The sequence below is a fragment of the Achromobacter ruhlandii genome, assembly GCF_902859695.1.
Taxonomy (GTDB): Bacteria; Pseudomonadota; Gammaproteobacteria; order Burkholderiales; family Burkholderiaceae_B; genus Achromobacter; species Achromobacter ruhlandii.
In genome coordinates, this window is record NZ_CADIJL010000010.1 from 57788 (window position 1) to 81788 (window position 24001).

Below are 24001 nucleotides of genomic sequence, written 5' to 3' on the forward strand. Positions count from 1 at the left end.
GGCAGGACAACCGCCCCGCCCTATTTCTTGCGGCGCAGCAGTGCGTACAGGATGATGGCGCCGAAGGTCGCGGTGCCGATGCCGCCCAGCGTGAAGTTGCCCAGCTTGACGGTGAAGTCGCCCGCGCCCAGCACCAGCGTGACCGCGGCCACGATCAGGTTGCGGTTGTCGCTGAAGTCGACCTGATTGACGACCCAGATGCGGGCCCCGGCAATGGCGATCAGGCCGAAGACCACCACCGACATGCCGCCCAGCACAGGCGCGGGAATGGTCTGGATCAGCGCGCCGAACTTGGGCGAGAAGCCCAGCACGATGGCGATCAGCGCGGCGATCACGAACACCAGCGTCGAATAGATGCGGGTCACCGCCATCACGCCGATGTTCTCGGCGTAGGTGGTGACGCCGGTGCCGCCCACCGCGCCCGAGACCATGGTGGCCACGCCGTCGCCGACGAAGGCGCGGCCCAGGTAGCGGTCCAGGTCCTGGCCGGTCATGGCGCTGACCGCCTTGACGTGGCCCAGGTTCTCGGCGACCAGGATGATGGCCACCGGCACGATCAGGCCCATGGCTTCGGCCTTGAAGACCGGCGCGGCGAAGTGCGGCAGCCCGAACCAGGCGGCGGCCGACACGGCCGAGAAATCCATCGGCTTGCCCAGGCCCATGCCGTTGGCGAAGATCGCATACACCACGCAGGCCAGGATCAGGCCGACCAGGATCAGCAGGCGCTGCACCATGCCCTTGGTGTAGACGGCGATGCCGCCCACGCACAGGATGGTGACGATCGCCATGGCGCTGTCGAAGCCCGAGGCGCCCATGGCGCCCTTGGCGGCGATGGGCGCCAGGTTCAGGCCGATCACCGCGACCACCGCGCCGGTCACCACCGGCGGCATCAGGGCGTCGATCCAGTTGGCGCCGCCGCCGGCGCGGCCATTGGCGATCCAGACCAGGACGCCGATCAGGGTGTAGGCCAAGCCGCAGGCAATGATGGCGCCCAGCGCCACGCCGATGTTGGCGTTGGCCCCGCCGCCGGCATAGCCGGTGACGGCGATGACGCCGCCGATGAAGGCGAAGCTGGAGCCCAGGTAGCTGGGCACGCGGCCGCCCACGAACAGGAAGAAGATCAGGGTGCCGATGCCCGACATCAGGATGGCGACGTTGGGGTCGAAGCCCATCAGCAGCGGCGCCAGCACGGTGGAGCCGAACATCGCCACCACGTGCTGGGCGCCCATGGCCACGTTCTTGGGCCAGGACAGCCGTTCGTCGGGCGCAATGATGACGCCGGGCTCGGCGTCGTCCGCCAGGCGCCAGCGCGGAAAATAGGAATTGGACATGGAATCCCCGGGAGTGATTGGTGTGAGCGGGCGCCAGTGTAAAGGGGGCCGGGAAGGGGCGGCAACTTAAGTTCCTGGCCGGAATGCCGTACTAGTGGAAACCCCCATTCAATCCTTCGCCCCCCCGGAGACCTCCATGGCCATCGATTCCATCAGCGGCACCTCGCGCATCGGCAGCATGGCCGACCTGTGGGCACAGAAGATCCAGGCCAACAAGGAAGCCAAGGACGCCAAGGCCGGCGACCCGGGCGTCAGCGTCACGCCAGACGGCAAGATCCGCGTCAACAGCGCGGGCGCCAAGAAGGTGGGCCAGGCCGAGGAAACCGAATCGTCCGGAAACGACGACTATTACACCCAGGTGATCAAGGAACTGCAACGCCAGCTCAAGCGCGTCATGGAGCAGATCGCACGCGTGCGCGACAGCAATGCGTCGGCGGAACAGAAAGCCACCCAGCTGCAGGCGTTGAACGGACAGGCGCAGCAGATCATGGGCCAGATCCAGAAGGTGATGACCGAGAAGATCAAGGCGATGGCCAAGGCCAACGGCGGCGTCTCGGCCACGGCCTAGCTTCCTTCCCGCGGGTTCTCCCGAATGCCCGCCACACTGATGGCGCGCATCAAAATTTGTGATTGGACTGGCGGCGCACGCAGCCGCTAAGGTCTCCGGACAAATCGAAAAACCACGGAGACAAACCATGCATGCAATGCGCACAGCCCTTGCAGGGGCGCTGCTGGCCGCCTGCGCCGCCCCCGCCCTGGCGGGCACCGTCACGGTGATCACGTCGTTCCCGAAAGATTTGACCCAGGCCTACAAGACCGCGTTCGAGAAGGCCAACCCCGGCATCACGCTGGAAATCCTCAACAAGAACACCGTGTCCGGCATCGCCTACGTGCGCGAGACGCCGGCCGGCCAGCGCCCGGAAGTGTTCTGGGCCAGCGCCCCGGACGCCTTCGAGGTGCTGGGCCGCGACAAGCTGCTGGCCAAGTCCTCGGACGTCGCCAACAAGGACGTGCCGGACAAGATCGGCAACTACCCCATCAACGACCCGGGCGGCATGTACCTGGGCCAGGCGCTGGCCGGCTACGGCATCGTCTACAACACGCGCTACATCGCGGCGCACAAGATCCCCGCGCCGGTCGAATGGAAGGACCTGCTGGCGCCGCACTGGTTCGGCCACGTCGGCATCACCTCGCCCTCGCGCTCGGGCACCATGCACCTGACGGTCGAGACCATCCTGCAGGGCGAAGGCTGGGACGACGGCTGGAACACCCTGCTGCGCATGTCGGGCAACAGCAGCGCCGTCACCGAGCGTTCGTTCGGCGTGCCGGACGGCGTCAACAACGGCCAGTTCGGCGCGGGTCCGGTGATCGACTTCTTCGGCCTGTCGAGCAAATACTCGAAGTTCCCGGTGGAATTCGTCTATCCCTCCGAGACCGCCATCGTGCCGGCCAACATCGCGCTGATCGACGGCGCCAAGAACACCGAGGAAGGCAAGAAGTTCATCGCCTTCACGCTCAGCCAGGCGGGCCAGGAACTGCTGCTGGAGCCGAAGATATCGCGCCTGCCGGTGCTGCCGTATTCGGCGCTGGGCGGCAAGGTGCCGCAGGGTTATCCGGATCCGGCCGAGATCGCGCGCCGCAGCAAGGTGCAGTTCAACGCCGACCTGTCGCAGACGCGCTATTACGTGGTGCAGTCGCTGTACGACCAGACCGTCACGTTCCGCCTGAAGGAACTGCAGGCGGCGACCAAGGCGATCTACGACGCCGAGGCCAAGCTCGGCGACAAGGGCAAGAGCGGCAAGCCGGCCGAACTGCTGGCGCAGGCCCGCAAGCTGGCCTGGGCGCCGCTGGTGGACGGCAAGCAGGCCGCCGATCCCGAGTTCCTGAAGATCTTCAGCGGCAACAAGAAGGACGCCGCGGTCAACCAGCAGATCACCAAGCTGGAAGGCGAATGGAACGGCACGGCCAAGAGCAATTATGAGCAGGCCGTGAAGCTGGCGCGGGAAGCCGCGGCGCTCTGAGCCCGGCTCGCGCCGGACGGGGGGCTCGCCCCGTCCGGCCGCCGCCCCGCCGCGGGCGGCCTGTCTTGAACCACTACGGGAATCTCGATGAATCTTCCGGGCCATTCACGCCTGCCCGCCGGCCCCGTGCTGGCCGCGCTCCTGGTGCTGGGTTTCCTGGCGCTGTTCCTGGCCGTGCCGGTGGGCACGGTGTTCTACAGCGCCTTCGTCAACGCCGACGGCGGTTTTACCATCGGCCACTTCGGCGCGTTCTTCAACCAGCCGCTGATGCTAGAGGCATTCTTCAACAGCCTCTACGTGGCGGGCTGGTCGGCGCTGCTGGCCTCGCTGATCGCGGTGCCGCTGGCGTACTTCACGGTGCGCTTTGATTTCCGCGGCGCGCTCATCATCCAGACGCTGGGGGTGCTGCCACTGATCATGCCGCCCTTCGTCGGCGCGGTGGCGATGCAGCTCATCTTCGGCCGCTCGGGCAGCGTCAACCTGCTGCTGAACGACTGGTTCGGCTTCACCATCCCGTTCATGGAAGGCCTGAACGGCGTCATCTTCGTCGAGGCGCTGCACTACTTCCCGTTCATCCTGATGAACCTGGTGGTGGCGCTGCGCAACATCGACGGCGCCATGGAGGAAGCGGCCTTCAACCTGGGCGCGCGCGGTTTCCGGCTGTTCCGCCGCGTGATCTTCCCGCTGGCGCTGCCGGGCTACGTGGCCGGCACCTCGCTGGTGTTCGTCAAGGTGTTCGACGACCTCGGCACGCCGCTGGTGCTGGGCACCACCAACATGCTGGCGCCGCAGGCCTACCTGCGCATCACCCAGGTGGGGCTGGAGGATCCGCTGGGCTACGTCATCAGCGTCATCATGATCGCCTTCTCGATCCTGGCGCTGTGGCTGTCGGCGCGGGTGCTCAAGGGCCGCGACTACTCCACGCTGCAAAAGGGCGGCAACTCGATCCAGAAGCGCAAGCTGCGCCCGGCCGAAAGCGTGCTGGCCTATGGCTGGATCATCCTGGTGCTGCTGCTGGTGTTGTCGCCGCACATGGGCGTGCTGCTGCTGTCCCTGGCGAGCGTCTGGAGCTTCGCGCCGCTGCCGGACGGCTACACGCTGGCGCACTACAGCGCGGTGTTCAGCGAATCGCAGGGCATGATCGCCAACACCCTGCTCTATTGCGGCCTGGCGGCGGGCGTGGACGTGATCCTGGGCACCGCCATCGCCTACCTGATGCTGCGCACCCGGCTGCCGGCGCGCCAGTGGCTGGATTTCCTGGCCTCGGCGGCGCTGGCGATCCCGGGCATCGTGCTGGCGATCGGATTGCTGCGCACATTCCGCGGGGTGGAGATCCCGGGCACCGGCACGCTGCTGACCTCGTCGTGGATCCTCATCATGATCGCCTATTCGGTGCGGCGGCTGCCCTACGCCTTGCGCTCGTGCGTGGCCGCGCTGCAGCAGATCAACGTATCGCTGGAGGAAGCGGCGCAATCGCTGGGCGCGACCCGGATGCGCACCATCCGGCGCGTGGTGGTGCCATTGATGGCCGGGGGCATGCTGGCCGGCTTCGTGACCAGCTTCGTGACGGCGGCGGTGGAGCTGTCGGCCACCATCATGCTGGTCACCAAGGACAGCCAGGCGCCGATGAGCTATGGCATCTATCTGTACATGCAGAGCGCGGCCGGCCGGGGTCCGGGCGCCGCGCTGGGCGTGCTGGCGGTGGCCGCGGTCGCGGTCGGCACGTATGTCTCGCACCTGCTGGTGGAACGCGCCCAGGCGCGCCAGCGCCCGGCGCGTCACGACGAGACGGCCTGAATCAAGGGGAATCGACATGAAGAAAGTCAGCGTTGAATGCCGCAACATCCGGCTCTCGTATGGCAAGACGGAAGTGCTCAAGGACGTCAACATCCACATCGAGCCGGGCGAGTTCTTCGCCCTGCTGGGGCCGTCGGGCTCGGGCAAGTCCACCCTGCTGCGCCTGATCGCGGGCTTCAACCGGCAGGACGCCGGCCAGTTGCTGGTGGATGGCAAGGACATCAGCGCCATCCCGCCATGGGACCGCAATATCGGCATGGTGTTCCAGAACTACGCGCTGTGGCCGCACATGACGGTGTGGGACAACGTGGCGTTCGGGCTGGTCGAGCGCAAGCTGCCGCGCGAGCAGATCCGCGCCAAGGTCGAGGCCGCGCTGGAGCTGGTGGGGCTGTCGCAGTACGCACGCCGGCGCCCCAACCAGCTGTCCGGCGGCCAGCAGCAGCGCGTGGCGCTGGCGCGCACCATCGTGATCGAGCCGCAGGTGCTGCTACTGGACGAACCGCTGTCCAACCTGGACAAGAAGCTGCGGGTGCAGATGCGCCAGGACCTGCTGAGCCTGCAGCGGCGGCTGGGCATCACCACCATCTTCGTCACCCATGACCAGGAAGAAGCCATGACCACCGCCGACCGCATGGCGGTGCTGGACCACGGCGTGGTGCAGCAGATCGGCGCGCCCAGCACGCTGTTCGACTATCCGGTGAACCGCTTCGTGGCCAACTTCGTCGGCACCATGAACGTGCTGGAGGGCGAGGTGCGCGAGCGCACCAGCGGCAGCGTGGTGCTGGCGGTGGAAGGCGTGGGCGACCTGCACCTGCCACTGGCGGCCGAAGCGCCGGCGGCGCAGCGGCTGGCGGCGAGCTTCCGGCCGCACACGGTGCAGATCGAGATGGCCGACGGACTGGGCGACGCGCGCTACGTGTGGCTGCCGGGCGTGGTGGAAAGCAGCGAGTTCCTGGGCGAATTCACTCGCTACCAGGTGCAGATCGGCGAACAGCGCCTGACGGCCGACCAGTCGCACCTGGCGGGACTGTCGCCGTTCCCGGTGGGCGCGCCGGTGTCGATCGGGTTGGAGCCGACGCAAGTACGGCTGCTTGCCGCCTGAGCCCGCTTCCCCTACAAAGGCGGCATGGAAATCTATCAGATCCGCGCCTTCGTCACGGTTGCCCGCCTGGGCAACCTGACGCGGGCCGCCGAAGCGCTGTCGCTGACCCAGCCTGCCGTCACCGCGCAGATCAAGGCGCTGGAACAGAGCCTGGGCGTGGCGCTGTTCGACCGCAGCGGCGGACGCCTGGCGCTGGCCAAGGCCGGCGAGATGCTGCTGCCCACCGCCGAATCGCTGCTGGTGCTGGGCGCGCAATTCAAATCGGAGGCCCAACAGCTGCAGGGCAGCCTGCAAGGCGTGGTGGAACTGGGCCTGCCCAGCGAAAAGCCCGACTTCCTGCGGCTGGGCGAGCTGGCGGCGGCCATCACGCAACGGCTGCCCCTGATCGAGTTGAAGACGCAGATCCAGCCCACCGCCGTGCTGGCCGAGCAGGTCAGCACCGGCCGGCTGCCGGCGGCGCTGACCATTGCCGCGCACCCGCCGCGCGGCGTTCTGTGGCTGCCGCTGCGCAGCGTGCGCTACCGCATCGCGCTGCCGACCGAACACGCCGCCGTGCTCAAGCGCGGCGGCTGGCGCGAGGTGGCGCAATTGCCGTGGCTGGACGGCCCCGCCGGCAGCCACACCCACCTGCTGTTGCGCGACATGTTCGAGCGCCACGGCCTGTCGCCACGCATCGCCATGCAGAACGACGACCAGGCCAACCTGGAGGCGCTGGTGCGGGCCGGCGCCGGTTGCGCGCTGCTGCGCGAGGAGACCGCGCTGGCCGGCGCGGCCTCGGGCGATTTCATGGTGTGGGGCCAGGCGCGCGCCGACGCCACGCTCGGCTTCATCCTGCCCTACGAACGCGCTAGCGAGCCCGCGCTGGTCGCGTTAAGCTCGGTGATTCAAGCCATCTGGAAGCCGCGCGCGCCCGTCGCGCCCGAGCCGCTCTGAGCCGGGTCGGTCCGCCACCCGCGCCCTTCCCCACCCTATCGACACCGCAATGACTGAAATCTGGTTCATCCGCCACGGCGAAACCGACTGGAACCGCCAGCGCCGCCTGCAGGGCTGGCAAGACATCCCCTTGAACGAATTTGGCCGCAACCAGGCCGGCCTGCTGGCCTCGCGCCTGCGCGAAGACGCGCGCAACACGCCGATCGACGCCATCTACAGCAGCGACCTGCAGCGCGCCCACGCCACCGCCACGCCGGTATCGGAACAACTGGACCTGCGCGTGCGGATCGAGCCCGGCATCCGCGAGCGCGGCTTCGGCGTGCTCGAAGGGCTGGACCTGGACCGCATCGATGTGCTGGCGCCGGAAGCGGCGGCCGCCTGGCGCAGCCGCGATCCGCTGCGCCCGCTGGACGGCGGCGAGACGCTGGGCCAGTTCCAGTCGCGCGTCATTGCGACGGTCGACGACGTGGCCAGCCGCCACATCGGCGAGCGCATCCTGATGTTCACCCACGGCGGCGTGCTGGACATCATCTGGCGCCATGCCAGCGGCGTGCCGCTGAACGCGCCGCGCGACGCGGCGCTGCTGAACGTCAGCATCAACCGCGTCGGCGTGCGCGGCCGGCAGTGGGAAGTGCTGGATTGGGGCGACGTGGGCCACGTGGACACTGAAGTCGGCAACGACGTCGTACCGTGATGACCGGCGTCCGGCGCAAGCCGGACGCCCGAGCTGCTGCCGCCCGGCCTGCGCCCGCCGGCGCTCGCTCTCTGCACCGCCGGCGGACCGCCCCCCCCCGGCACGCGGGCTCATCCCGCCGTATCCGCCTTGCGCGGCTTGCGCGGCGCGTTGCGCGCCAGCCGGTCGTAGAGCGCGTTGGGCAGCAGGCGCATCAGTTTCGCCACCACGCCCATCTGCCACGGGATCACCGTGTACGACGTGGCGCGCCCGATGGCCGCATGGGCGCGCTGCGCGAACGTGTCGGCCTCCATCAGGAACGGCATCTTGTACGGATTGTGGGCCGTCATCGCGGTCTTGATGTAGCCCGGCGCGATGGTGACGACGCGGATGCCGTCGCCCCATAGCTCCAACCGCAGGCTCTCGCAGTAGGTCACCACCGCCGACTTGGAGGCGCTGTAGGCGCCCGCCCCGGGCAAACCGCGCACGCCGGCGACACTGGCGATGCCGACCAGCCGGCCGCCACCGGCGGCTCGCATCGGCTCGACGAACGGCTCGAAGGTCGCCACGGTCGCCAGCAGGTTGGTGTCGACGATGGCCTTGAAGACCTCGTAGTCCTCGTGCTGCCCGGTCAGCGTGCCGGCGCTGATGCCGGCGCTGGCGATGACCACGTCCACCCGGCCCTGGCAGAATGCGATGAAATCCTGGGCGGCCGCGTGCAGCGCCTGGCGGTCGCACACGTCCACGGCGTAGCAGCGGTGCTGGCCGGGCAGGCTGGCGGCCAGTTCCCGCAGCGCGTCCTCGCGCCGGCCCAGCAGGCCGAGCGTGGCGCCGGCGGCGGCATAGCGCTGCGCCAGGGCGCGGCCCAGTCCGCTGCTGGCGCCGGTAATGAATACTCTGTCCATGGAGGCTCGCCCCGGGTCGGATGAAAAAAGGCGGAGCCTCTCGCAAGAGAGGCCCCGCCCGCTATGCTACAGGAAGGTCGGCGCGAGTCTTACAGGAAGATCAGCGCGAAGATCGCCGCCACCAGCGCCCACTTGGACAGGTAGTACAGCGGCTTGCTCTTTTTCTTGAGCGCCTTGCCGAAGCGGCGCACGGCATACACCGCGCCGAAGATGCGGTTGATGCCGCCAGTGGCGTCGCCTTCCTGGTTGGGCGCGGCGGCCGCGCGCAACAGGAAGCCCCCGACCACGCGGTTGAACGCCTGGGCCCAGCGGTAACGCATGGGGCGCTCGACGTCGGCGAACAGGATGATCCGGTTCTGGTCGGTCTTGTTTTCGGCGTAATGGATGAAGGTCTCGTCGAACACGACCGCCTCGCCGTCGCGCCAGTAGTATTCCTGGCCGTCGACGTTGATGTAGCAGTCGGGGCTGTTCGGCGTGATCAGGCCCATGTGGAAACGCAGCGAACCGGCGTACGGATCACGATGGCGCGGCAGGCGGCTGCCCGGGGGCAGCGAGGCGAACATCGCGGCCTTGATGGTCGGGATGCCCGCCAGCAGCTTGGTCGTGACCGGACAGAGGGCCTCGGCCGACGGATGGTCGGCGTCGTACCACTTCAGGTAGAAGCGCTTCCAGCCCGTCTTGAAGAACGAGTTGAAGCCTGCATCGTTGTACTTGTCCGACGCCTTGATGTGACCGTCCCCGTACAGATTGACAGCCTCGGCGCGGATTTCCTCGCAGCGGTCCAGCAAGACCTTCAGTTCCGGGAACTGGTCCAGGTCGAGATAGGGCTTGTTGGGCACGCTGGAGAACGCGTACATGAAACAGTTCAGCGGGGCGGTGAACGTGGAATGATCCAACGCCTGCCGCGAGAACTTGTGTCGGACGCGGCCACGGTAGTGAACTACCGTGGCGCATACGATGAATAACGCCAGAATGAACCACTTCATTCTTTTGTCCTCAATTCACTTGCGACGCGCCCTCCGCGCGTCCAAGCGCTATTTGTCCAACAACGACGCGTGAAGTTCCTGCAGCGGATACACCTGCAGGCCGAGGCCTTGACGCAGGTACTGCATGCCCTCGACCGCGGCACGCGCACCGGCGATGGTGGTGAAGAAGGTCACGCGCGCGGCCAGCGCCTGCGTACGGATGGTACGCGAGTCGGCGATGGCGTTGCGACGCTCTTCGACAGTGTTGATGACCAGCGCGATCTCGCCGTTCTTGACCATGTCGACGATGTGCGGACGGCCTTCCGTGACCTTGTTGACCAGCTGCACGGGAATGCCCGCCGCTTCGATCTCGGCCGCGGTGCCGCGCGTGGCCACCAGCTTGAAGCCCAGGGCGTGCAGGCCGCGCGCCACTTCCACGGCGCGGGGCTTGTCCTGGTTCTTGACGCTGATGAAGGCCGTGCCGGATTCCGGCAGGCGCACACCGGCGGCCAGCTGCGACTTGACGAAGGCTTCGCCGAAGCTGGTGCCCACGCCCATGACTTCGCCGGTCGACTTCATTTCCGGGCCGAGGATGGTGTCCACGCCCGGGAACTTCACGAACGGGAACACGGCTTCCTTGACCGAGAAGTAAGGCGGCACGACTTCGCGGGTGATGCCCTGGGCCGCCAGCGTCTGGCCGGCCATGGCGCGCGCGGCGATCTTGGCCAGTTGCAGGCCGGTGGCCTTGGACACGTAGGGCACCGTGCGCGAAGCGCGCGGGTTCACTTCCAGCACGTAGACGTCGCCGCCCTGGATGGCGAACTGCACGTTCATCAGGCCGCTGACGTTCAGGGCCTTGGCCATCATGCCGGTCTGGCGCTTGATCTCGGCGATGACGTCGGCCGACAGCGAGTACGGCGGCAGGCTGCAGGCGGAGTCGCCCGAGTGCACGCCGGCCTGCTCGATGTGTTCCATGACGCCGCCGATGAAGACGGTTTCGCCGTCGGCCAGGCAGTCCACGTCGACTTCGGTGGCGTTGTTCAGGAAGCGGTCCAGCAGCACGGGCGAGTCATTGCTGACCTTCACGGCCTCGCGCATGTAGCGTTCGAGGTCCTGCTGCTCGTGCACGATTTCCATGGCGCGGCCGCCCAGCACGTAGCTGGGACGCACCACCAGGGGGTAGCCGATCTCGGCGGCGTGGGCCAGGGCCTCGCCTTCGGTGCGGGCCGTGCGGTTGGGCGGCTGGCGCAGGCCGAGCTTGTTCAGCAGCTTCTGGAAACGCTCGCGGTCTTCGGCGATGTCGATGGATTCCGGGCTGGTGCCGATGATCGGCACGCCGTTGGCTTCCAGCGCGCGCGCCAGCTTCAGCGGGGTCTGGCCGCCGTACTGGACGATCATGCCGACCGGGTTTTCCTTGTGGACGATTTCCAGCACGTCTTCCAGCGTCAACGGCTCGAAGTACAGGCGATCGGACGTGTCGTAGTCGGTGGAGACGGTTTCCGGGTTGCAGTTGACCATGATGGTCTCGTACCCGTCGTCACGCAGCGCCAGCGCGGCGTGCACGCAGCAGTAGTCGAACTCGATGCCCTGGCCGATGCGGTTCGGGCCACCGCCCAGCACCACGATCTTCTTGCGGTCGGTGGGCGCGGCTTCGCACTCTTCCTCGTAGGTCGAGTACATGTAGGCCGTGCGGGTGGCGAACTCGGCGGCGCAGGTGTCCACGCGCTTGTAGACCGGGCGCACGTTCAGCTGGTGACGCAGCTTGCGCACTTCGGATTCGACCGTGTCCAGCAGGAACGCCAGGCGGCGGTCGGAGAAACCGCGACGCTTCAGTTCCCACAGGGTGGCGTGGTCCAGGTCGGACAGCGTCTTCTGTTCGAGCGCCAGCTCGATGTCGACGATTTCCTTGATCTGCGACAGGAACCAAGGGTCGATGTGCGTGATGTTGTGCACTTCGTCCAGTGTGAAGCCCTGCGCGAAGGCGTCGCCCACGTACCAGATGCGTTCCGGACCGGGTTCGCCCAGCTCGACCTGCAGCTTCTCGCGGTCGGTGGTCTTCTGGTTCAGGCCGTCGACGCCGACTTCCAGGCCGCGCAGCGCCTTCTGGAACGATTCCTGGAAGGTGCGGCCGATGGCCATGACTTCACCCACGGACTTCATCTGGGTGGTCAGGCGCGCGTCGGCGGTGGGGAATTTCTCGAAGGCGAAACGCGGCACCTTGGTGACCACGTAGTCGATCGACGGTTCGAACGAGGCGGGCGTGGCGCCGCCGGTGATTTCGTTCTTGAGCTCGTCCAGCGTGTAGCCCACGGCCAGGCGCGCGGCGACCTTGGCGATGGGGAAACCGGTGGCCTTGGACGCCAGCGCCGACGAACGCGACACGCGCGGGTTCATCTCGATGACGATCATGCGGCCGTTCTTGGGGTTGACCGCGAACTGCACGTTCGAGCCGCCCGTGTCCACGCCGATCTCGCGCAACACCGCGATCGATGCATTACGCATGATCTGGTATTCCTTGTCGGTCAGCGTCTGGGCCGGCGCCACGGTGATGGAGTCACCGGTGTGCACGCCCATGGGGTCCAGGTTCTCGATGGAGCAGACGATAATGCAGTTGTCCGCCTTGTCGCGGACCACTTCCATCTCGAATTCCTTCCAGCCCAGCAGCGACTCTTCGATCAGCAGCTCGCTGGTGGGCGAGGCTTCCAGGCCGCGGCGGCAGATGGTTTCGAATTCTTCGGCGTTGTAGGCGATGCCGCCGCCCGAGCCGCCCATGGTGAAGCTGGGGCGGATCACGGCGGGGAAGCCCGAGGTGCCGACTTCGGCGGCGATGCGGCGCTGCACTTCCCAGGCTTCGTCCATGCTGTGGGCGACGCCCGACTTGGCCGATTCCAGGCCGATGTCGGTCATGGCCTGCTTGAACTTCTGGCGGTCCTCGGCCTTTTCGATGGCGTGCTCGTTGGCGCCGATCAGTTCGACGTTGTGCTTTTTCAGCACGCCGTGGTGGGCCAGGTCGAGCGCGCAGTTCAGCGCGGTCTGGCCGCCCATGGTGGGCAGCAGCGCATCGGGCTTTTCACGCTCGATGATCTTTTCGACGGCCTGCCAGGTGATGGGCTCGATGTAGGTGACGTCGGCCGTTTCCGGGTCCGTCATGATCGTGGCGGGGTTGCTGTTCACCAGGATGGTGCGGTAACCCTCGGCCTTGAGCGCCTTGCACGCTTGCGCGCCGGAATAGTCGAATTCGCAGGCCTGCCCGATGATGATGGGGCCGGCGCCGATGATGAGAATGCTTTTTAGGTCTGTACGCTTGGGCATGATGCAATCTTTACTTTTGGCCGGACATCAGGCTGATGAACTTGTCGAACAGCTCCAGGATGTCGTGCGGACCGGGGCTGGCTTCGGGGTGGCCCTGGAAGCAGAAGGCCGGACGGTCGGTGAGCTCGAAGCCCTGCAGCGTGCCGTCGAACAGCGAGACGTGCGTGACGCGCGCATTGGCCGGCAGGCTGGCCGCATCGACCGCGAAACCGTGGTTCTGGCTGGTGATGAAGACGCGCTTGGAGGCCAGGTCCTGCACCGGGTGGTTGGCGCCGTGGTGGCCGGTCTTCATCTTGAGCGTCTTGCCGCCGACGGCCAGGCCCATGATCTGGTGCCCCAGGCAGATGCCGAACACCGGCAGCTTCTTGTCCAGGAACACGCGGGTGGCGTCGATGGCGTAGTCGCAGGGCTCGGGGTCGCCGGGGCCGTTGGACAGGAACACGCCGTCGGGGTTGAGCTTGAGGACGTCCTCGGCGCTGGTCTGGGCCGGCACCAGCGTCAGGCGGCAGCCACGGTCGGCCAGCAGGCGCAGGATGTTGGACTTGATGCCGAAGTCGTAGGCGACGACATGGAATTTGGACTGGTCGGGCTGGGTGTAGCCTTCGCCCAGTTGCCAGGTGCCCTGGGTCCAGGTGGTGCTGTCCTTGATGGACACGACCTTGGCCAGGTCCTGGCCGGCCATGCCGGCAAAGCCACGGGCCAGTTCGACGGCGCGGTCGGCATCCGAACCAACGAAGATGCAGGCGCCCTGGGCGCCCTTTTCACGCAGGATGCGGGTCAGCTTGCGGGTGTCGATGCCGGAAATGGCGACGATGCCCTGCTCGGACAGGTACTCGGGCAGCGATTGCGTGGAACGGAAGTTCGACACGCGGGCGGGACAGTCGCGCACCACCAGGCCGGCGGCGTAGACGCGATTGGCTTCGACGTCCTCGGCGTTGACGCCGGTGTTGCCGATATGCGGATAGGTCAGCGTGACGATCTGGCCGCTATAGCTGGGATCGGTGAGAATTTCCTGGTACCCGGTCATCGCGGTGTTGAACACCACTTCGGCAACGGTATGCCCAGGCGCACCGATCGACACGCCTCGAAAAATGGTACCGTCCGCCAGAGCCAGAATTGCAGGAGGGAAGCGGTTGATCCCCTCGGGAAAGAGTTGCGGCAGCACAGTAAACCCCGGTTTTAGAATCGATAATCAAACCTTGGAATTATACCTTGAGCGGGCGTTTTTCCCGGGGAACCGCGCCAAATAAGGCTGAGATCGGAGATTTCGGCCGCCGCGCCAGGCCGATCACGGCCCGCCGCCGGCCTACCAACGGTGACAGCGCCGTCGGCGGCTCGGTGATACGCTAAAGCACCTTCAACCCTGATGCTGCGAGCCGTATTGTCCATGTCCAGCCAACTTGACGCCCTGCGCAATCACACCACCGTCGTCGCCGACACCGGCGATTTCGAAGCGATGAAGGCGCTGCGTCCCACCGACGCCACCACAAATCCGTCCCTTATTTTGAAGGCCGTGCAGCAGGACGCCTACCGCCCGCTGCTGGAAAAGACCGCGCGCGACCACCGCGGCGCCCCCACGCCCGAATTGATGGATCGCCTGCTGGTCGCCTTTGGCCGCGCCATCCTGGACATCGTGCCCGGCCGCGTCTCGACCGAAGTGGACGCGCGCCTGTCGTTCGACACCCGCGCCACCATCGAGCGCGCCCGCGCCCTGATCGCCCTGTACGAAGCCGCCGGCGTGCCGCGTGAACGGGTGCTGATCAAGATCGCATCCACCTGGGAAGGCATCCAGGCGGCCCGCGCGCTGCAGGCCGAGGGCGTGCGCTGCAACCTGACGCTGCTGTTCTCGCTGCCGCAGGCGGTGGCCTGCGCCGATGCCCAGGTGCAGTTGATCTCGCCGTTCGTCGGCCGCATCTACGACTGGCACAAGAAGGCCGCGGGCGCCAATTGGGTCGAAGCCGACCACGCCGGCGCGCGCGACCCCGGCGTGCAGTCGGTGACCCGCATCTACCAGTACTACAAGCGTTTCGGCATCGCCACCGAGATCATGGGCGCCAGCTTCCGCAACGTCGGCCAGATCCTGGCCCTGTCGGGCTGCGACCTGCTGACCATCAGCCCCGAGCTGCTGACCCAGCTGTCGCAGACCGAGGGTGACGCGCCGGCGCAACTGCGCGCCGACGCGGTAACCGGCGATATCGCCCGCATCGCCTCGGATGAAGTGGCGTTCCGCACCCAGCTCAATGACGACGCCATGGCCAGCGACAAGCTGGCCGAAGGCATCCGCGCCTTCGTGGCCGACGCCATCAAGCTGGACGCGCTGATCGAGGCGCAGCGCGCCTGACGTTCCCGCCCGGCCGCGCGGCCGTCAACGGTGATCGTGCGAATGCACCTGCAGCGCTTCCAGGAAGCGCGACACCATGTTGTAGGCGGCCACGGTGGCGGTGAGTTCGACGATCAGCTTTTCGGACCCCATGGCGGCGCGCGCCGCCTGGAACACCGGCTCGGGCACCTGCACCTGGCGCGTCATGGCGTCGGTGTAGGCCAGCACGGCGCGTTCGCGCTCGCTGAAGAGGGACGAGGTCTCCCAATCGGACAAGGCGTCCAGCTGGGCTTGCGACACGCCCTCTTTCAGCGCGATCGGCGCATGCTGGTCGGCCTCGTAGGGCGCGCCGTTGATCGCCGCCACTCGCATGATCACCAATTCGCGGAGGTCGCCCGGCAGGGTCGACAACTGCCGGATCGAGGTCAGGTAGTTGAGCCAGCCGCCGGCCACGGCCGGGCTGTGCAGCAACATCTGGTACAAGTGCAGCACGCTGCCGCGTTCGGCGACGATGCGCTCGACCAGGGGTCGCGCTTCGGGATGGGACAGATCGGCGTAGGGAAGACGCGCCATGAAAACTCCGGAATAATCCGGCCGCTTGCGCCAAACGGCCAGGGGGATGGTGGACGCCCAAAAGACGAGGCGGCGCGCGCCAAAATCCCCGACGCTGCATATGCACACATTCGCAAGAACTTTGACATAATGACAACACATTGCGCACCTCCAGGACAAGCCTAGAATGAATGCGCCCACCCAGTCGCACCCGCCTGTCACGCTCGCGAACTGCGACAGCGAACCGATTCACGTCCCGGGCGCGATCCAGCCCCTGGGCGCGTTGCTCGCCTTCGATGCCGCGGGCGTGTTGCGCTACGCCAGCGAAAACGCGCCGCAGGTGCTCGGGATGCCGGTCGCATTGGGCTATCGCTGCGATCCGGCTTCGCTGCCGCCGGGCCTGGCGCGGAACCTGCCGGGCTGGCTGTCCCAGGACGATCCTGTCTTCGATCCGCTCAGCATCTCGCTGGACGGGCACGCCTACGACGTCATCGCCCACCGCAACACCGACGACCTGACGCTGATCGAACTCGAACGCCGCGGCAACGACGCCGGCATCGCCGATCCGGCGCTGATCTACCGCAGCATCGAGCGCGTGCGGGCGCAGCGCGACATCGCCGGCCTGCTGGAGCGCGCCGTGCAGGAGGTGCAACGCGCCACCGGCTTCGACCGCGTCATGGCCTATCGCTTCCATCCCGACGACAGCGGCGAGATCGTGGCCGAGCGGCGCGGCGATCCCGCGCTCGAAGACTGGGTCGGGCGCCGCTATCCCGCCGGCGACATTCCGGCCCAGGCGCGCCGCCTGTACACCGTGAATACCTTGCGCCAGATCGCCGACGGCCAGTATCAGCCGGTGCGGGTGCTGGCGCAGGACGGCATCGAGGCGCCGCTCGACATGAGCTTCTCGGTGCTGCGCAGCGTATCGCCGGTCCATCTGGAATACATGGCCAACATGGGCGTGCGCGCCACCATGAGCCTGTCGCTGGTGATCGGCGGCAGGCTCTGGGGCATGATCGCCTGCCACCACCATTCGCCGCGCCTGGTCCCCTACCCGGCCCGGCTGGCCTGCGAAGCCCTGGCGCAGGTGCTGTCCGCGGCGCTGGCGACCATCGAGGGCAACGACCGCGCCGCGCAGACACGGCGCAATGCCGCGCTGGTCAGCCGGCTGACCGAGCGCGCATCGGATTCCGAAAACATCCACCAGGCCCTTTCCGGCGGCCCGGAAACGCCCGCCTCGCTGATCGCCAACGACGCCGCGCTGTGCCTGTGGGGCAACAGCGTCACGGTGTTCGGAGGCATCGCGCCGCGCGGCGAACTTGCCGGCATCCTGTGCGCGCTGGACCAGAGCGGGCAACGTGTCGTCCACACCAACCACATCGCGCGCGACTATCCCGAGCTGCAGACCGACCTGGTGCCCTACGCGGGCCTGCTGGCGTGCAAGTTCGACCCGATGAACAACGGCTGGCTGATCTGGTTGCGGCGCGAACAGATCGAGACCGTGGTGTGGGGCGGCAAACCCGAAAAGCAATACGCGGTGGGCAACCTGGGGCCGCGCCTGACCCCGCGCGGCTCGTTCGACGCCTGGCGCGAGGTCATGCGCGACACCAGCCCGCCCTGGCTGCCGGCCGAACTCGAGGCGGCCGACAACCTGCGCGACGAGCTGTCGCACATCGCCACCAGCCGCGCCGCCGACGTCGACCGCGCCCGCACCGCGCTGCTGGCGATGCTGGGCCATGACCTGCGCGATCCGCTGCAATCGATTTCCATGGCGGCCACGCTGCTTTCGCGGACCGACGCCGGCGCCCGCATGGGCGAGCGCATCCGCTATTCCAGCGGACGCATGCAGCGCCTGATCTCGCAGGTGCTGGATCTTTCGCGGCTGCAGGGTGGCATGGGGCTCGGCATCGAAAAGCGCGAATGCCGCCTGTCCGACCTTTTGAACGGCCTGATCGAGGAAAAGCGCCAAGCCTATCCCGGCCTGCTCATCGAGCCGGACGTGCACCCCGACCTGGTGCTGACGGCCGACACCGACCGCATCGCCCAGGTGGTCACCAACCTGATGAGCAACGCCCGCCAGCATGGCGCGCCGCGCATGCCGATCCACGTCAGCGCGATGCCGCGTGGCGACGCCATCGAACTCACCGTGGCCAACCATGGCGCGCCAATCCCCGACGAGGTCATGGCGCACCTGTTCTCGCCCTTCAAGCCCGAATCCCTGGGCCAATCGCGCAACCGCAACGGCCTCGGGCTCGGCCTGTACATCGCCGAGCAGGTGGTGCGCGACCACCAGGGCGAGATCGCCGTCGACTGCCGCGACGGTCTGGTCATTTTCACCGTTACCCTGCCGCGCGACCAGGATGCGCCGCAGGTCCCCGAATCTGGAGACACCCCTTGAACGACGAGCGTGCCCTACGCGTCCTGCTGGTTGACGACAATGAAATGGGCTCGGAACTGCTGGCCGAATTCCTGGCGCTGTCCGGCCTGGAGGCGCGCTGCGCGGGTACCGGCGAAGACGCGCTGCGGCAGGCCGCCACGTTCGCCCCCGAAGCAGTGCTGGTTGACATCCTGCTTCCCGACATGGACGGCTACGAGCTGGCCCGCCGGCTGCGCGAACGCAATGTGTCATCGCGCATTTACGCCCTGAGCGGCCTGGCGCGGCATGAACGGCACGAAGACGCCTCCGCCCTGTTCGATGGCTGGATCGAAAAGCCCGCCGACCCCGATGCGCTGCTGACCGTGCTGCGCCAGGCGGGCTGACACCGCCATGCAAGTCGATATTTCCGCCCAGGCGCTGGCCGCGCAAGGCGTAAGGCTGAAGGTGCTGGCGCAGATATTCCCGGTGCTGCGCCACGAGGCCATCGCGCCGCTATCGAATGCCACCTTGGCGGCGGCCATGCTGAGTCACGCGCCGGAAGGCGCGGATGCCCAGGCGCGGCAGCAGCGCTGCGAACGGCTGGCCGGAGACCTCAACGACATGCTGGAAGACAGCGTCAGCGTGATCCGCGACCTGGACCAGTGGTTCAGCGACAACGGCGCGACGCTGCCGCTGGCGACGCTGCTCAAGGAATGCCGCAAGCTGCTGTTCTCGCAATTGATGTGGTCCAAGCGCCGGGTCCGCTGGCCCGAGGACCCGGGCGCGCTCGAACTGCCCGCTTTCAGCAGTCGTTATCTGCTCATGGCCTGGCTGCTGTGCCTGGTGGCCTGGCTGCCCGAAGGCGCCGAAGTGGAGCTCGACACGGCCGACCCATCGGCATGGCATGCCCGCTTCACCGTGCCCGCGCAGGCGCCGGACGGACCCGCGCTGTTCGACACGCGCGACATCGAATGGCTGGCCGCCGATTCAGGCTGGCGCTTCGAGCGGCAGCCGCAGAGCTGGTCGTTGCACCGCGCCGCCTCCGGCAAGGAACCCGCATGATCTCCCCGGTGCACCAATTCCTGCGTGATGGCACGCGCGACCGCCACGAGGCCCTGGATCAGGGGCTGGCGCTGGCCGATGGCAACGTCAGTCCGGCCCGCTATGTGGCGTATCTTCGCGCCATGCTGGGCTGGCTTGAACCGGTGGAAAACCGGCTGTGGCAACTGGACTGGCCCGCCGCGCTGCGGGCCGAAGAGCGGGACGGAAAGAGCGCGCTGATCCGCGCCGACCTGCGCGCGGCGGGCGACAGCGCGCCGGTTCCGCAATGCCCCGATGCGCCGCGCCCGCGGGCGGCCGACGCCTATGCGCTGGGCGTGGCCTACGTGGTCGAGGGTTCGCAACTGGGCGGACGCTTCCTGGCCAAGCGGCTCGAAGCCGCCGATCCGCCGTTGCCGCTGCGCTACCTGCGCGGCTATGGCGATGAGGTCGGGCCACTGTGGAAGGGTTTCCTGCAACACCTGGACGTGGCGGCGCAAGGACAGGAAGCGCAGGCGCTGAAAGGCGCGCGCGACGCGTTCGACAGCCTCGCCGCCTGGCTGCGGGACCAGGGCGCCCAGCAGAGCCCGGGCCAGCGATAGCCGCCGGACCGCGCCAGCGCGCGGCTCCAGGACGGCCAGCGGGTCAGATCTTCTCGGTCTCGCCGGACTTCGGCTGCCACTTCATCAAGCGCTTTTCACCGATCCCGACGATGTAATCCAGCACCAGCGCGAACGCGGTCAGCACCACGATGCCGGCAAACACCGTGTTGACGTCGAAGGTGCCCTCGGCCTGCAGGATCAGGTAGCCGACGCCGCTGGCCGAGCCCAGGTATTCGCCCACCACCGCGCCGACGAAGGCCAGGCCCACCGAGGTGTGCAGACTGGAGAACACCCAGCTGGTGGCCGACGGCAGGTAGACGTGGCGCAGTAGCTGGCGGCGGCGCGCGCCCAGCATGCGGGCGTTGTCCAGCAGCGTCGGGCTGACTTCGCGCACGCCCTGGTAGACGTTGAAGAAGACGATGAAGAACACCAGCGTCACCGCCAGCGCCACCTTGGACCAGATGCCGAGCCCGAACCACATGCCGAAGATCGGCGCCAGGATCACGCGCGGCATCGAGTTGGCCGCCTTGATATAGGGATCGAGGATCGCGCTGGCGCGCGGCGACAGGCCCAGCCACAGGCCGAAGGCCAGGCCGGCTATGGTGCCGATGAAAAAGGCCAGCACGGTTTCGGTCAGCGTGACCCACAGGTGGGTGTAGATGTCGGCATTGGTGACGAACCAGGCCCAGATGCGGCCCCACACCTTGAGGGGCTCGCCGAAGAAGAACGCCACCTTGGAATCGCGCGAGGCGAAATGCCACACGCCCAGGATGACGACGAGCAGCAGCAACTGCCAGAAGCGCAGGCTGGCGGAACCCGGTTTGAACGACTTGGACATGGTCAGGGCCTGTTCGATGGGAAGCGGGCGCGGCCTGGATCAGGCAGGGGCCTCAGGCCCGCTTCTGTTGTTGGGCATAGCCCTTGAGCACTTCCTCGCGCAGCACCGCCCAGATGGCCGCGTGCAATTCGACGAAGCGCAGGTTGTTGCGCACTTCGGCCACGTCGCGCGGACGCGGCAGGTCGATGGCGAACTCGCCGATGGGATGCGTGCCCGGCCCGGCCGACAGCACCACCACGCGGTCGCTCATGGCGATGGCTTCGTCCAGGTCATGGGTGATGAACAGCACCGCCTTGCGCTTGGCCATCCACAGGTCCAGCACCTCGTTTTCCATCAGCTGTCGCGTCTGGATGTCGAGCGCCGAGAACGGCTCGTCCATGAGGATGATGTCGGGGTCGCGGATCAGCGTCTGCGCCAGCATGGCGCGCTTGCGCATGCCGCCCGACATCTGGTGCGGATAGCGGCTCTCGAAGCCGCCCAGGCCGACGCGGCGCATCCAGTCGCGGCCGCGCTCGAGCGCCTCGTCGCGCGGCACGCCGGCGAAATCCAGCCCGGCCACTACGTTGTCGAGCGCGCTGCGCCAGGGCAGCAGCGCCTCGCCCTGGAACATGTAGCCGGCGCGCGAATTGATGCCCGACAGCGGCTGGCCGAAGACCTTTACCTGGCCCGACGACGGCGCCAGCAGGCCGGCGCTGACGTTGAGCAGGGTGGACTTGCCGCAGCCCGTGGGGCCCACCACCGACACGAACTCGCCCGGCGCGATGGCCAGGCTCGTGTCGCTGACGGCGGTGTAGCGCTGCGAGCGGTCGTCGCGGGAGACGAAGGTGCAGCTGATGTTTTCCAGCGATAGCGCGGCGTCAGCCATTGGGGTACTTCTCGTTGGCGCGGCGGGCGAAATCGTTGGTCCAGACCTTGGACGGATCGATCTTGGCGCCGTCGAAATCCGCCTGGTACGCGGCCAGGGCCTTGAGCGCGGTGGCGGCGCCGTCCTCGGGGATCATGCCGTCGGGCGACAGGCCCTCGAGGCTCTTGCCGATGGCGGCCTTGTACACCGCCGGGTCGCCCAGCAGGTAGGTTTCCGGCACGACCTTGGCGATCTCGTCGGGGCCGGCCTTCTGGATCCACTTGTCGGCGCGCACCATGGCGTTGGTGAGCGCCTGCACGGTATTGGGATTGGCGTCGATGAACGCCTGCGGCGCGTACAGGCAGCCGGCCGGCATGTTGCCGCCGAAGATGTCCTGCGTGTCCTTGAGCGTGCGGGTGTCGACGATGATCTGGATGTCGCCCGGCATTTCCAGCATCGACACCACGGGGTCGGTGTTGGAGATGGCGTCGATCTGGCCGCTGCGCAGCGCGGTCACCGCGCCGGCGCCGGCGCCCACGCCGATGATGGAAACGTCGGAAGCCTTCAGGCCGTGCTTGGCCAGGAAGAAGCTGACCACCATGTTGGTGGACGAGCCCGGCGCCGTCACGCCGATCTTCTTGCCCTTGAGGTCGGCCGGGCCCTTGTAGTTGGGCAGGTTCTTCTTGGAGACGCCCACGCCGATCATCGGCGCGCGGCCCTGCAGCACGAAGGCGCGGTAGGCCTGGCCCTTCGATTGCATGGCAAGGGTGTGCTCGAACGCGCCCGAGACCACGTCGGCGCTGCCGCCCACCACGGCCTGCAGCGCCTTGGAGCCGCCGGCAAAGTCGGCGATGGAGACGTCCAGACCCTCGTCCTTGAAGTAACCGCGCGCCTCGGCGATGGACAGCGGCAGGTAATAGATCAGGGGCTTGCCGCCCACGGCGATCTGGACCTTGGTCTTCTCCAGCTTCTGGGCGCGCACGATGGCGGGGGCCATGCCCATGACGCCGGCGGCGCCGGCCATCTTGAGCAGATCACGGCGTGTGACTGACATGTGTTGTCTCCTTGGGTGCGGGGATACCGATAGCGCCGGTCTGCGCCAGCTTGTCGATAGCCGCTGAATCATACCCCAGCGATTTCAGGACTTCCTCGGTATGTTCCCCTAATGACGGACCGATCCAGCGGGTCCCGCCCGGGGTTTCCGAGAGCTTGGGCACCACCGCAGGCAGCTTGACCGGACTGCCGTCGGCGAAGTGGTGCTGCTCGATCATGCGGCGCGCCAGGAACTGCGGATCGCTGAACATGTCGGCCACGCTGTAGATCTTGCCGACCGGCACGTCGGCCGCCTTCAGGGTGTTGAGCGCTTCCTCGATGCCGCGGCCATCGCACCATTGCTGGATGGCGCCGTCGATCTCGGCGACCCGGCGGGCGCGGCCATCGTTGCGCACCAGGTCCGGGGCCGAGGCCAGGTCGTCGCGGCCGATGGCCAGCATCAGGCGGTGGAAGATCGCATCGCCGTTGCCGGCGATGACGATGTTCTGGCCGTCGCGCGTGGTGTAGGTGTTGGACGGCACGATGCCGGGCAGCGCGCCGCCGGTGCGTTCGCGCACCACCCCGGCCACGTCGTACTCGGGCACCAGGCTTTCCATCATGTTGAACACGGCCTCGTACAAGGCCACGTCGACCATCTGGCCCTGCCCCGCCTGGCACCCTTCGCCCTGCACGCCGTTCCAGCGCCCGCCGGTGGCGTCGCGGTGGCGCAGCGCCATCATGGCGCCGATCACGCCATGCAGCGCGGCGATTGAATCGCCGATCGAGATGCCGACCCGCAGCGGCGGCCGGTCGGGATGCCCGGACACGTAGCGCAGGCCGCCCATGGATTCGCCGATGGCGCCGAAGCCCGGCTGATCCTTCATCGGGCCGGTCTGGCCGTAGCCGGACAGGCGCACCATGATGAGGGCGGGGTTGATGGCGCGCAGCTGCTCAAACCCAAGCCCCCACTTTTCCAACACGCCGGGGCGATAGTTCTCGACCACCACGTCGGCGTCCAGCGCCAGTTTGCGGGCGATTTCGCGGGCCTCGGGATGCTTGAGATTGAGGGCAATGGATTGCTTGTTGCGGGCCTGCACGGTCCACCACAGCGAATTGCCTTCATGCAGGTGGCGCCAGCTGCGGATGGGGTCGCCCCCGCCCGTGCCGTCGGGGCCGTGCGGCGTTTCCACCTTGATGACGTCGGCGCCGAATTCGCCGAAGATGCGCGCGGCGAACGGGCCGGCGATGAGCGTGCCGAGTTCCAGGACCTTCAGGCCGGTCAGGGCTGACATGTTGGTTGTCTTCCTCTCGTGGAGGCCGCGCCGCGCGGGCGGGCCGTTTTTCCAATGCCCGCCGGTACATTGCCGGCGCGCTATTGTGGGG

Annotated in this window: 21 protein-coding genes; 11 read left to right on the forward strand and 10 right to left on the reverse strand. The window is 67.4% G+C overall.

Annotated elements, in window-relative coordinates:
* Positions 1 to 20: 20 nt before the first annotated feature.
* A complete protein-coding gene (locus HV742_RS14430) occupies positions 21 to 1331 on the reverse strand; it encodes a solute carrier family 23 protein (RefSeq protein ID WP_049075381.1) in 1311 nt (436 codons plus the stop codon).
* 136 nt (positions 1332 to 1467) lie between these two features.
* Here HV742_RS14430 and HV742_RS14435 point away from each other — a divergent pair, with 136 nt between their 5' ends.
* The 6 genes from HV742_RS14435 to HV742_RS14460 all read left to right on the forward strand — a co-directional run bounded on the left by HV742_RS14435 (position 1468) and on the right by HV742_RS14460 (position 7878).
* A complete protein-coding gene (locus HV742_RS14435; protein WP_054418690.1) occupies positions 1468 to 1899 on the forward strand; it encodes a FlxA-like family protein in 432 nt (143 codons plus the stop codon).
* 127 nt (positions 1900 to 2026) lie between these two features.
* Entirely contained in the window at positions 2027 to 3352 is a 1326-nt protein-coding gene (locus tag HV742_RS14440; RefSeq protein WP_049075384.1) for an ABC transporter substrate-binding protein, read from the forward strand.
* Positions 3353 to 3439: 87 nt separating this feature from the next.
* Entirely contained in the window at positions 3440 to 5149 is a 1710-nt protein-coding gene (locus HV742_RS14445) for an ABC transporter permease (protein ID WP_059272261.1), read from the forward strand.
* A 16-nt stretch (positions 5150 to 5165) separates the two neighbouring features.
* Positions 5166 to 6251: an ABC transporter ATP-binding protein gene (locus tag HV742_RS14450; RefSeq protein ID WP_006385482.1), complete on the forward strand. Its 1086-nt coding sequence runs from the start codon at positions 5166 to 5168 to the stop codon at positions 6249 to 6251.
* 24 nt (positions 6252 to 6275) lie between these two features.
* Positions 6276 to 7184: a LysR family transcriptional regulator gene (locus HV742_RS14455; protein ID WP_006385483.1), complete on the forward strand. Its 909-nt coding sequence runs from the start codon at positions 6276 to 6278 to the stop codon at positions 7182 to 7184.
* Positions 7185 to 7233: 49 nt separating this feature from the next.
* Positions 7234 to 7878: a histidine phosphatase family protein gene (locus tag HV742_RS14460; RefSeq protein WP_054418700.1), complete on the forward strand. Its 645-nt coding sequence runs from the start codon at positions 7234 to 7236 to the stop codon at positions 7876 to 7878.
* Positions 7879 to 7988: 110 nt separating this feature from the next.
* Here the strand turns inward: HV742_RS14460 and HV742_RS14465 are convergent, their stop codons facing one another.
* The 4 genes from HV742_RS14465 to carA all read right to left on the reverse strand — a co-directional run bounded on the left by HV742_RS14465 (position 7989) and on the right by carA (position 14204).
* A complete protein-coding gene (locus tag HV742_RS14465; RefSeq protein WP_054418702.1) occupies positions 7989 to 8762 on the reverse strand; it encodes an SDR family oxidoreductase in 774 nt (257 codons plus the stop codon).
* A gap of 89 nt (positions 8763 to 8851) precedes the next feature.
* A complete protein-coding gene (gene lpxO, locus HV742_RS14470) occupies positions 8852 to 9748 on the reverse strand; it encodes a lipid A hydroxylase LpxO (protein ID WP_059272267.1) in 897 nt (298 codons plus the stop codon).
* Positions 9749 to 9796: 48 nt separating this feature from the next.
* Positions 9797 to 13039, reverse strand: coding sequence for a carbamoyl-phosphate synthase large subunit (carB, locus tag HV742_RS14475; protein ID WP_049075393.1), 3243 nt, complete (start codon positions 13037 to 13039; stop codon positions 9797 to 9799).
* Between the two features lie 10 nt (positions 13040 to 13049).
* Positions 13050 to 14204, reverse strand: coding sequence for a glutamine-hydrolyzing carbamoyl-phosphate synthase small subunit (gene carA, locus HV742_RS14480; RefSeq protein ID WP_049075395.1), 1155 nt, complete (start codon positions 14202 to 14204; stop codon positions 13050 to 13052).
* A gap of 222 nt (positions 14205 to 14426) precedes the next feature.
* Here carA and tal point away from each other — a divergent pair, with 222 nt between their 5' ends.
* Entirely contained in the window at positions 14427 to 15380 is a 954-nt protein-coding gene (tal, locus tag HV742_RS14485; RefSeq protein WP_049077998.1) for a transaldolase, read from the forward strand.
* 24 nt (positions 15381 to 15404) lie between these two features.
* Here tal and HV742_RS14490 read toward each other — a convergent pair whose 3' ends face one another.
* A complete protein-coding gene (locus tag HV742_RS14490) occupies positions 15405 to 15932 on the reverse strand; it encodes a carboxymuconolactone decarboxylase family protein (protein WP_059272269.1) in 528 nt (175 codons plus the stop codon).
* A gap of 166 nt (positions 15933 to 16098) precedes the next feature.
* Here HV742_RS14490 and HV742_RS14495 point away from each other — a divergent pair, with 166 nt between their 5' ends.
* Genes HV742_RS14495 through HV742_RS14510 form a run of 4 tightly spaced genes read left to right on the forward strand, consistent with a single transcriptional unit; the run spans position 16099 to position 19904 of the window.
* Complete coding sequence (locus HV742_RS14495) at positions 16099 to 18306, forward strand: ATP-binding protein (protein ID WP_059272271.1); 2208 nt, start codon at positions 16099 to 16101, stop codon at positions 18304 to 18306.
* A complete protein-coding gene (locus HV742_RS14500; protein WP_020926775.1) occupies positions 18303 to 18668 on the forward strand; it encodes a response regulator in 366 nt (121 codons plus the stop codon). Before HV742_RS14495 ends, HV742_RS14500 begins: the two co-directional genes overlap by 4 nt.
* A gap of 7 nt (positions 18669 to 18675) precedes the next feature.
* On the forward strand, positions 18676 to 19326 hold the full coding sequence (locus HV742_RS14505) for a hypothetical protein (RefSeq protein ID WP_054418710.1): 651 nt from the start codon (positions 18676 to 18678) through the stop codon (positions 19324 to 19326).
* Positions 19323 to 19904 (forward strand): biliverdin-producing heme oxygenase, encoded by a 582-nt coding sequence (locus tag HV742_RS14510; protein ID WP_175145786.1) that lies wholly within the window; start codon positions 19323 to 19325, stop codon positions 19902 to 19904. The genes HV742_RS14505 and HV742_RS14510 overlap by 4 nt, the downstream gene beginning before the upstream one ends.
* Positions 19905 to 19947: 43 nt before the next feature.
* Here the strand turns inward: HV742_RS14510 and HV742_RS14515 are convergent, their stop codons facing one another.
* From HV742_RS14515 to HV742_RS14530, 4 genes are read right to left on the reverse strand one after another with little or no spacing between them, the layout of a single operon-like run.
* A complete protein-coding gene (locus HV742_RS14515; RefSeq protein WP_049075402.1) occupies positions 19948 to 20742 on the reverse strand; it encodes an ABC transporter permease in 795 nt (264 codons plus the stop codon).
* A gap of 52 nt (positions 20743 to 20794) precedes the next feature.
* Positions 20795 to 21607, reverse strand: a complete 813-nt coding sequence (locus HV742_RS14520) for an ABC transporter ATP-binding protein (RefSeq protein WP_049075403.1) — start codon at positions 21605 to 21607, stop codon at positions 20795 to 20797.
* Positions 21600 to 22640: an ABC transporter substrate-binding protein gene (locus tag HV742_RS14525; protein ID WP_049075404.1), complete on the reverse strand. Its 1041-nt coding sequence runs from the start codon at positions 22638 to 22640 to the stop codon at positions 21600 to 21602. The genes HV742_RS14520 and HV742_RS14525 overlap by 8 nt, the downstream gene beginning before the upstream one ends.
* Complete coding sequence (locus HV742_RS14530; protein WP_175145787.1) at positions 22621 to 23910, reverse strand: CaiB/BaiF CoA transferase family protein; 1290 nt, start codon at positions 23908 to 23910, stop codon at positions 22621 to 22623. The genes HV742_RS14525 and HV742_RS14530 overlap by 20 nt, the downstream gene beginning before the upstream one ends.
* Between the last annotated feature and the right edge of the window lie 91 nt (positions 23911 to 24001).

Excerpts from the sequence above, each read along its gene's own strand:
- carB (WP_049075393.1), bottom strand. The coding sequence starts at position 13,039 with ATGCCCAAGCGTACAGACCTAAAAAGCATTCTCATCATCGGCGCCGGC.
- HV742_RS14525 (WP_049075404.1), bottom strand. The coding sequence starts at position 22,640 with ATGTCAGTCACACGCCGTGATCTGCTCAAGATGGCCGGCGCCGCCGGC.
- lpxO (WP_059272267.1), bottom strand. The coding sequence starts at position 9,748 with ATGAAGTGGTTCATTCTGGCGTTATTCATCGTATGCGCCACGGTAGTT.
- HV742_RS14510 (WP_175145786.1), top strand. The coding sequence starts at position 19,323 with ATGATCTCCCCGGTGCACCAATTCCTGCGTGATGGCACGCGCGACCGC.
- HV742_RS14490 (WP_059272269.1), bottom strand. The coding sequence starts at position 15,932 with ATGGCGCGTCTTCCCTACGCCGATCTGTCCCATCCCGAAGCGCGACCC.
- HV742_RS14460 (WP_054418700.1), top strand. The coding sequence starts at position 7,234 with ATGACTGAAATCTGGTTCATCCGCCACGGCGAAACCGACTGGAACCGC.
- HV742_RS14445 (WP_059272261.1), top strand. The coding sequence starts at position 3,440 with ATGAATCTTCCGGGCCATTCACGCCTGCCCGCCGGCCCCGTGCTGGCC.
- HV742_RS14465 (WP_054418702.1), bottom strand. The coding sequence starts at position 8,762 with ATGGACAGAGTATTCATTACCGGCGCCAGCAGCGGACTGGGCCGCGCC.
- HV742_RS14520 (WP_049075403.1), bottom strand. The coding sequence starts at position 21,607 with ATGGCTGACGCCGCGCTATCGCTGGAAAACATCAGCTGCACCTTCGTC.
- HV742_RS14440 (WP_049075384.1), top strand. The coding sequence starts at position 2,027 with ATGCATGCAATGCGCACAGCCCTTGCAGGGGCGCTGCTGGCCGCCTGC.
- HV742_RS14495 (WP_059272271.1), top strand. The coding sequence starts at position 16,099 with ATGAATGCGCCCACCCAGTCGCACCCGCCTGTCACGCTCGCGAACTGC.
- HV742_RS14455 (WP_006385483.1), top strand. The coding sequence starts at position 6,276 with ATGGAAATCTATCAGATCCGCGCCTTCGTCACGGTTGCCCGCCTGGGC.
- HV742_RS14530 (WP_175145787.1), bottom strand. The coding sequence starts at position 23,910 with ATGTCAGCCCTGACCGGCCTGAAGGTCCTGGAACTCGGCACGCTCATC.
- HV742_RS14430 (WP_049075381.1), bottom strand. The coding sequence starts at position 1,331 with ATGTCCAATTCCTATTTTCCGCGCTGGCGCCTGGCGGACGACGCCGAG.
- tal (WP_049077998.1), top strand. The coding sequence starts at position 14,427 with ATGTCCAGCCAACTTGACGCCCTGCGCAATCACACCACCGTCGTCGCC.
- HV742_RS14505 (WP_054418710.1), top strand. The coding sequence starts at position 18,676 with ATGCAAGTCGATATTTCCGCCCAGGCGCTGGCCGCGCAAGGCGTAAGG.
- HV742_RS14515 (WP_049075402.1), bottom strand. The coding sequence starts at position 20,742 with ATGTCCAAGTCGTTCAAACCGGGTTCCGCCAGCCTGCGCTTCTGGCAG.
- HV742_RS14450 (WP_006385482.1), top strand. The coding sequence starts at position 5,166 with ATGAAGAAAGTCAGCGTTGAATGCCGCAACATCCGGCTCTCGTATGGC.
- HV742_RS14435 (WP_054418690.1), top strand. The coding sequence starts at position 1,468 with ATGGCCATCGATTCCATCAGCGGCACCTCGCGCATCGGCAGCATGGCC.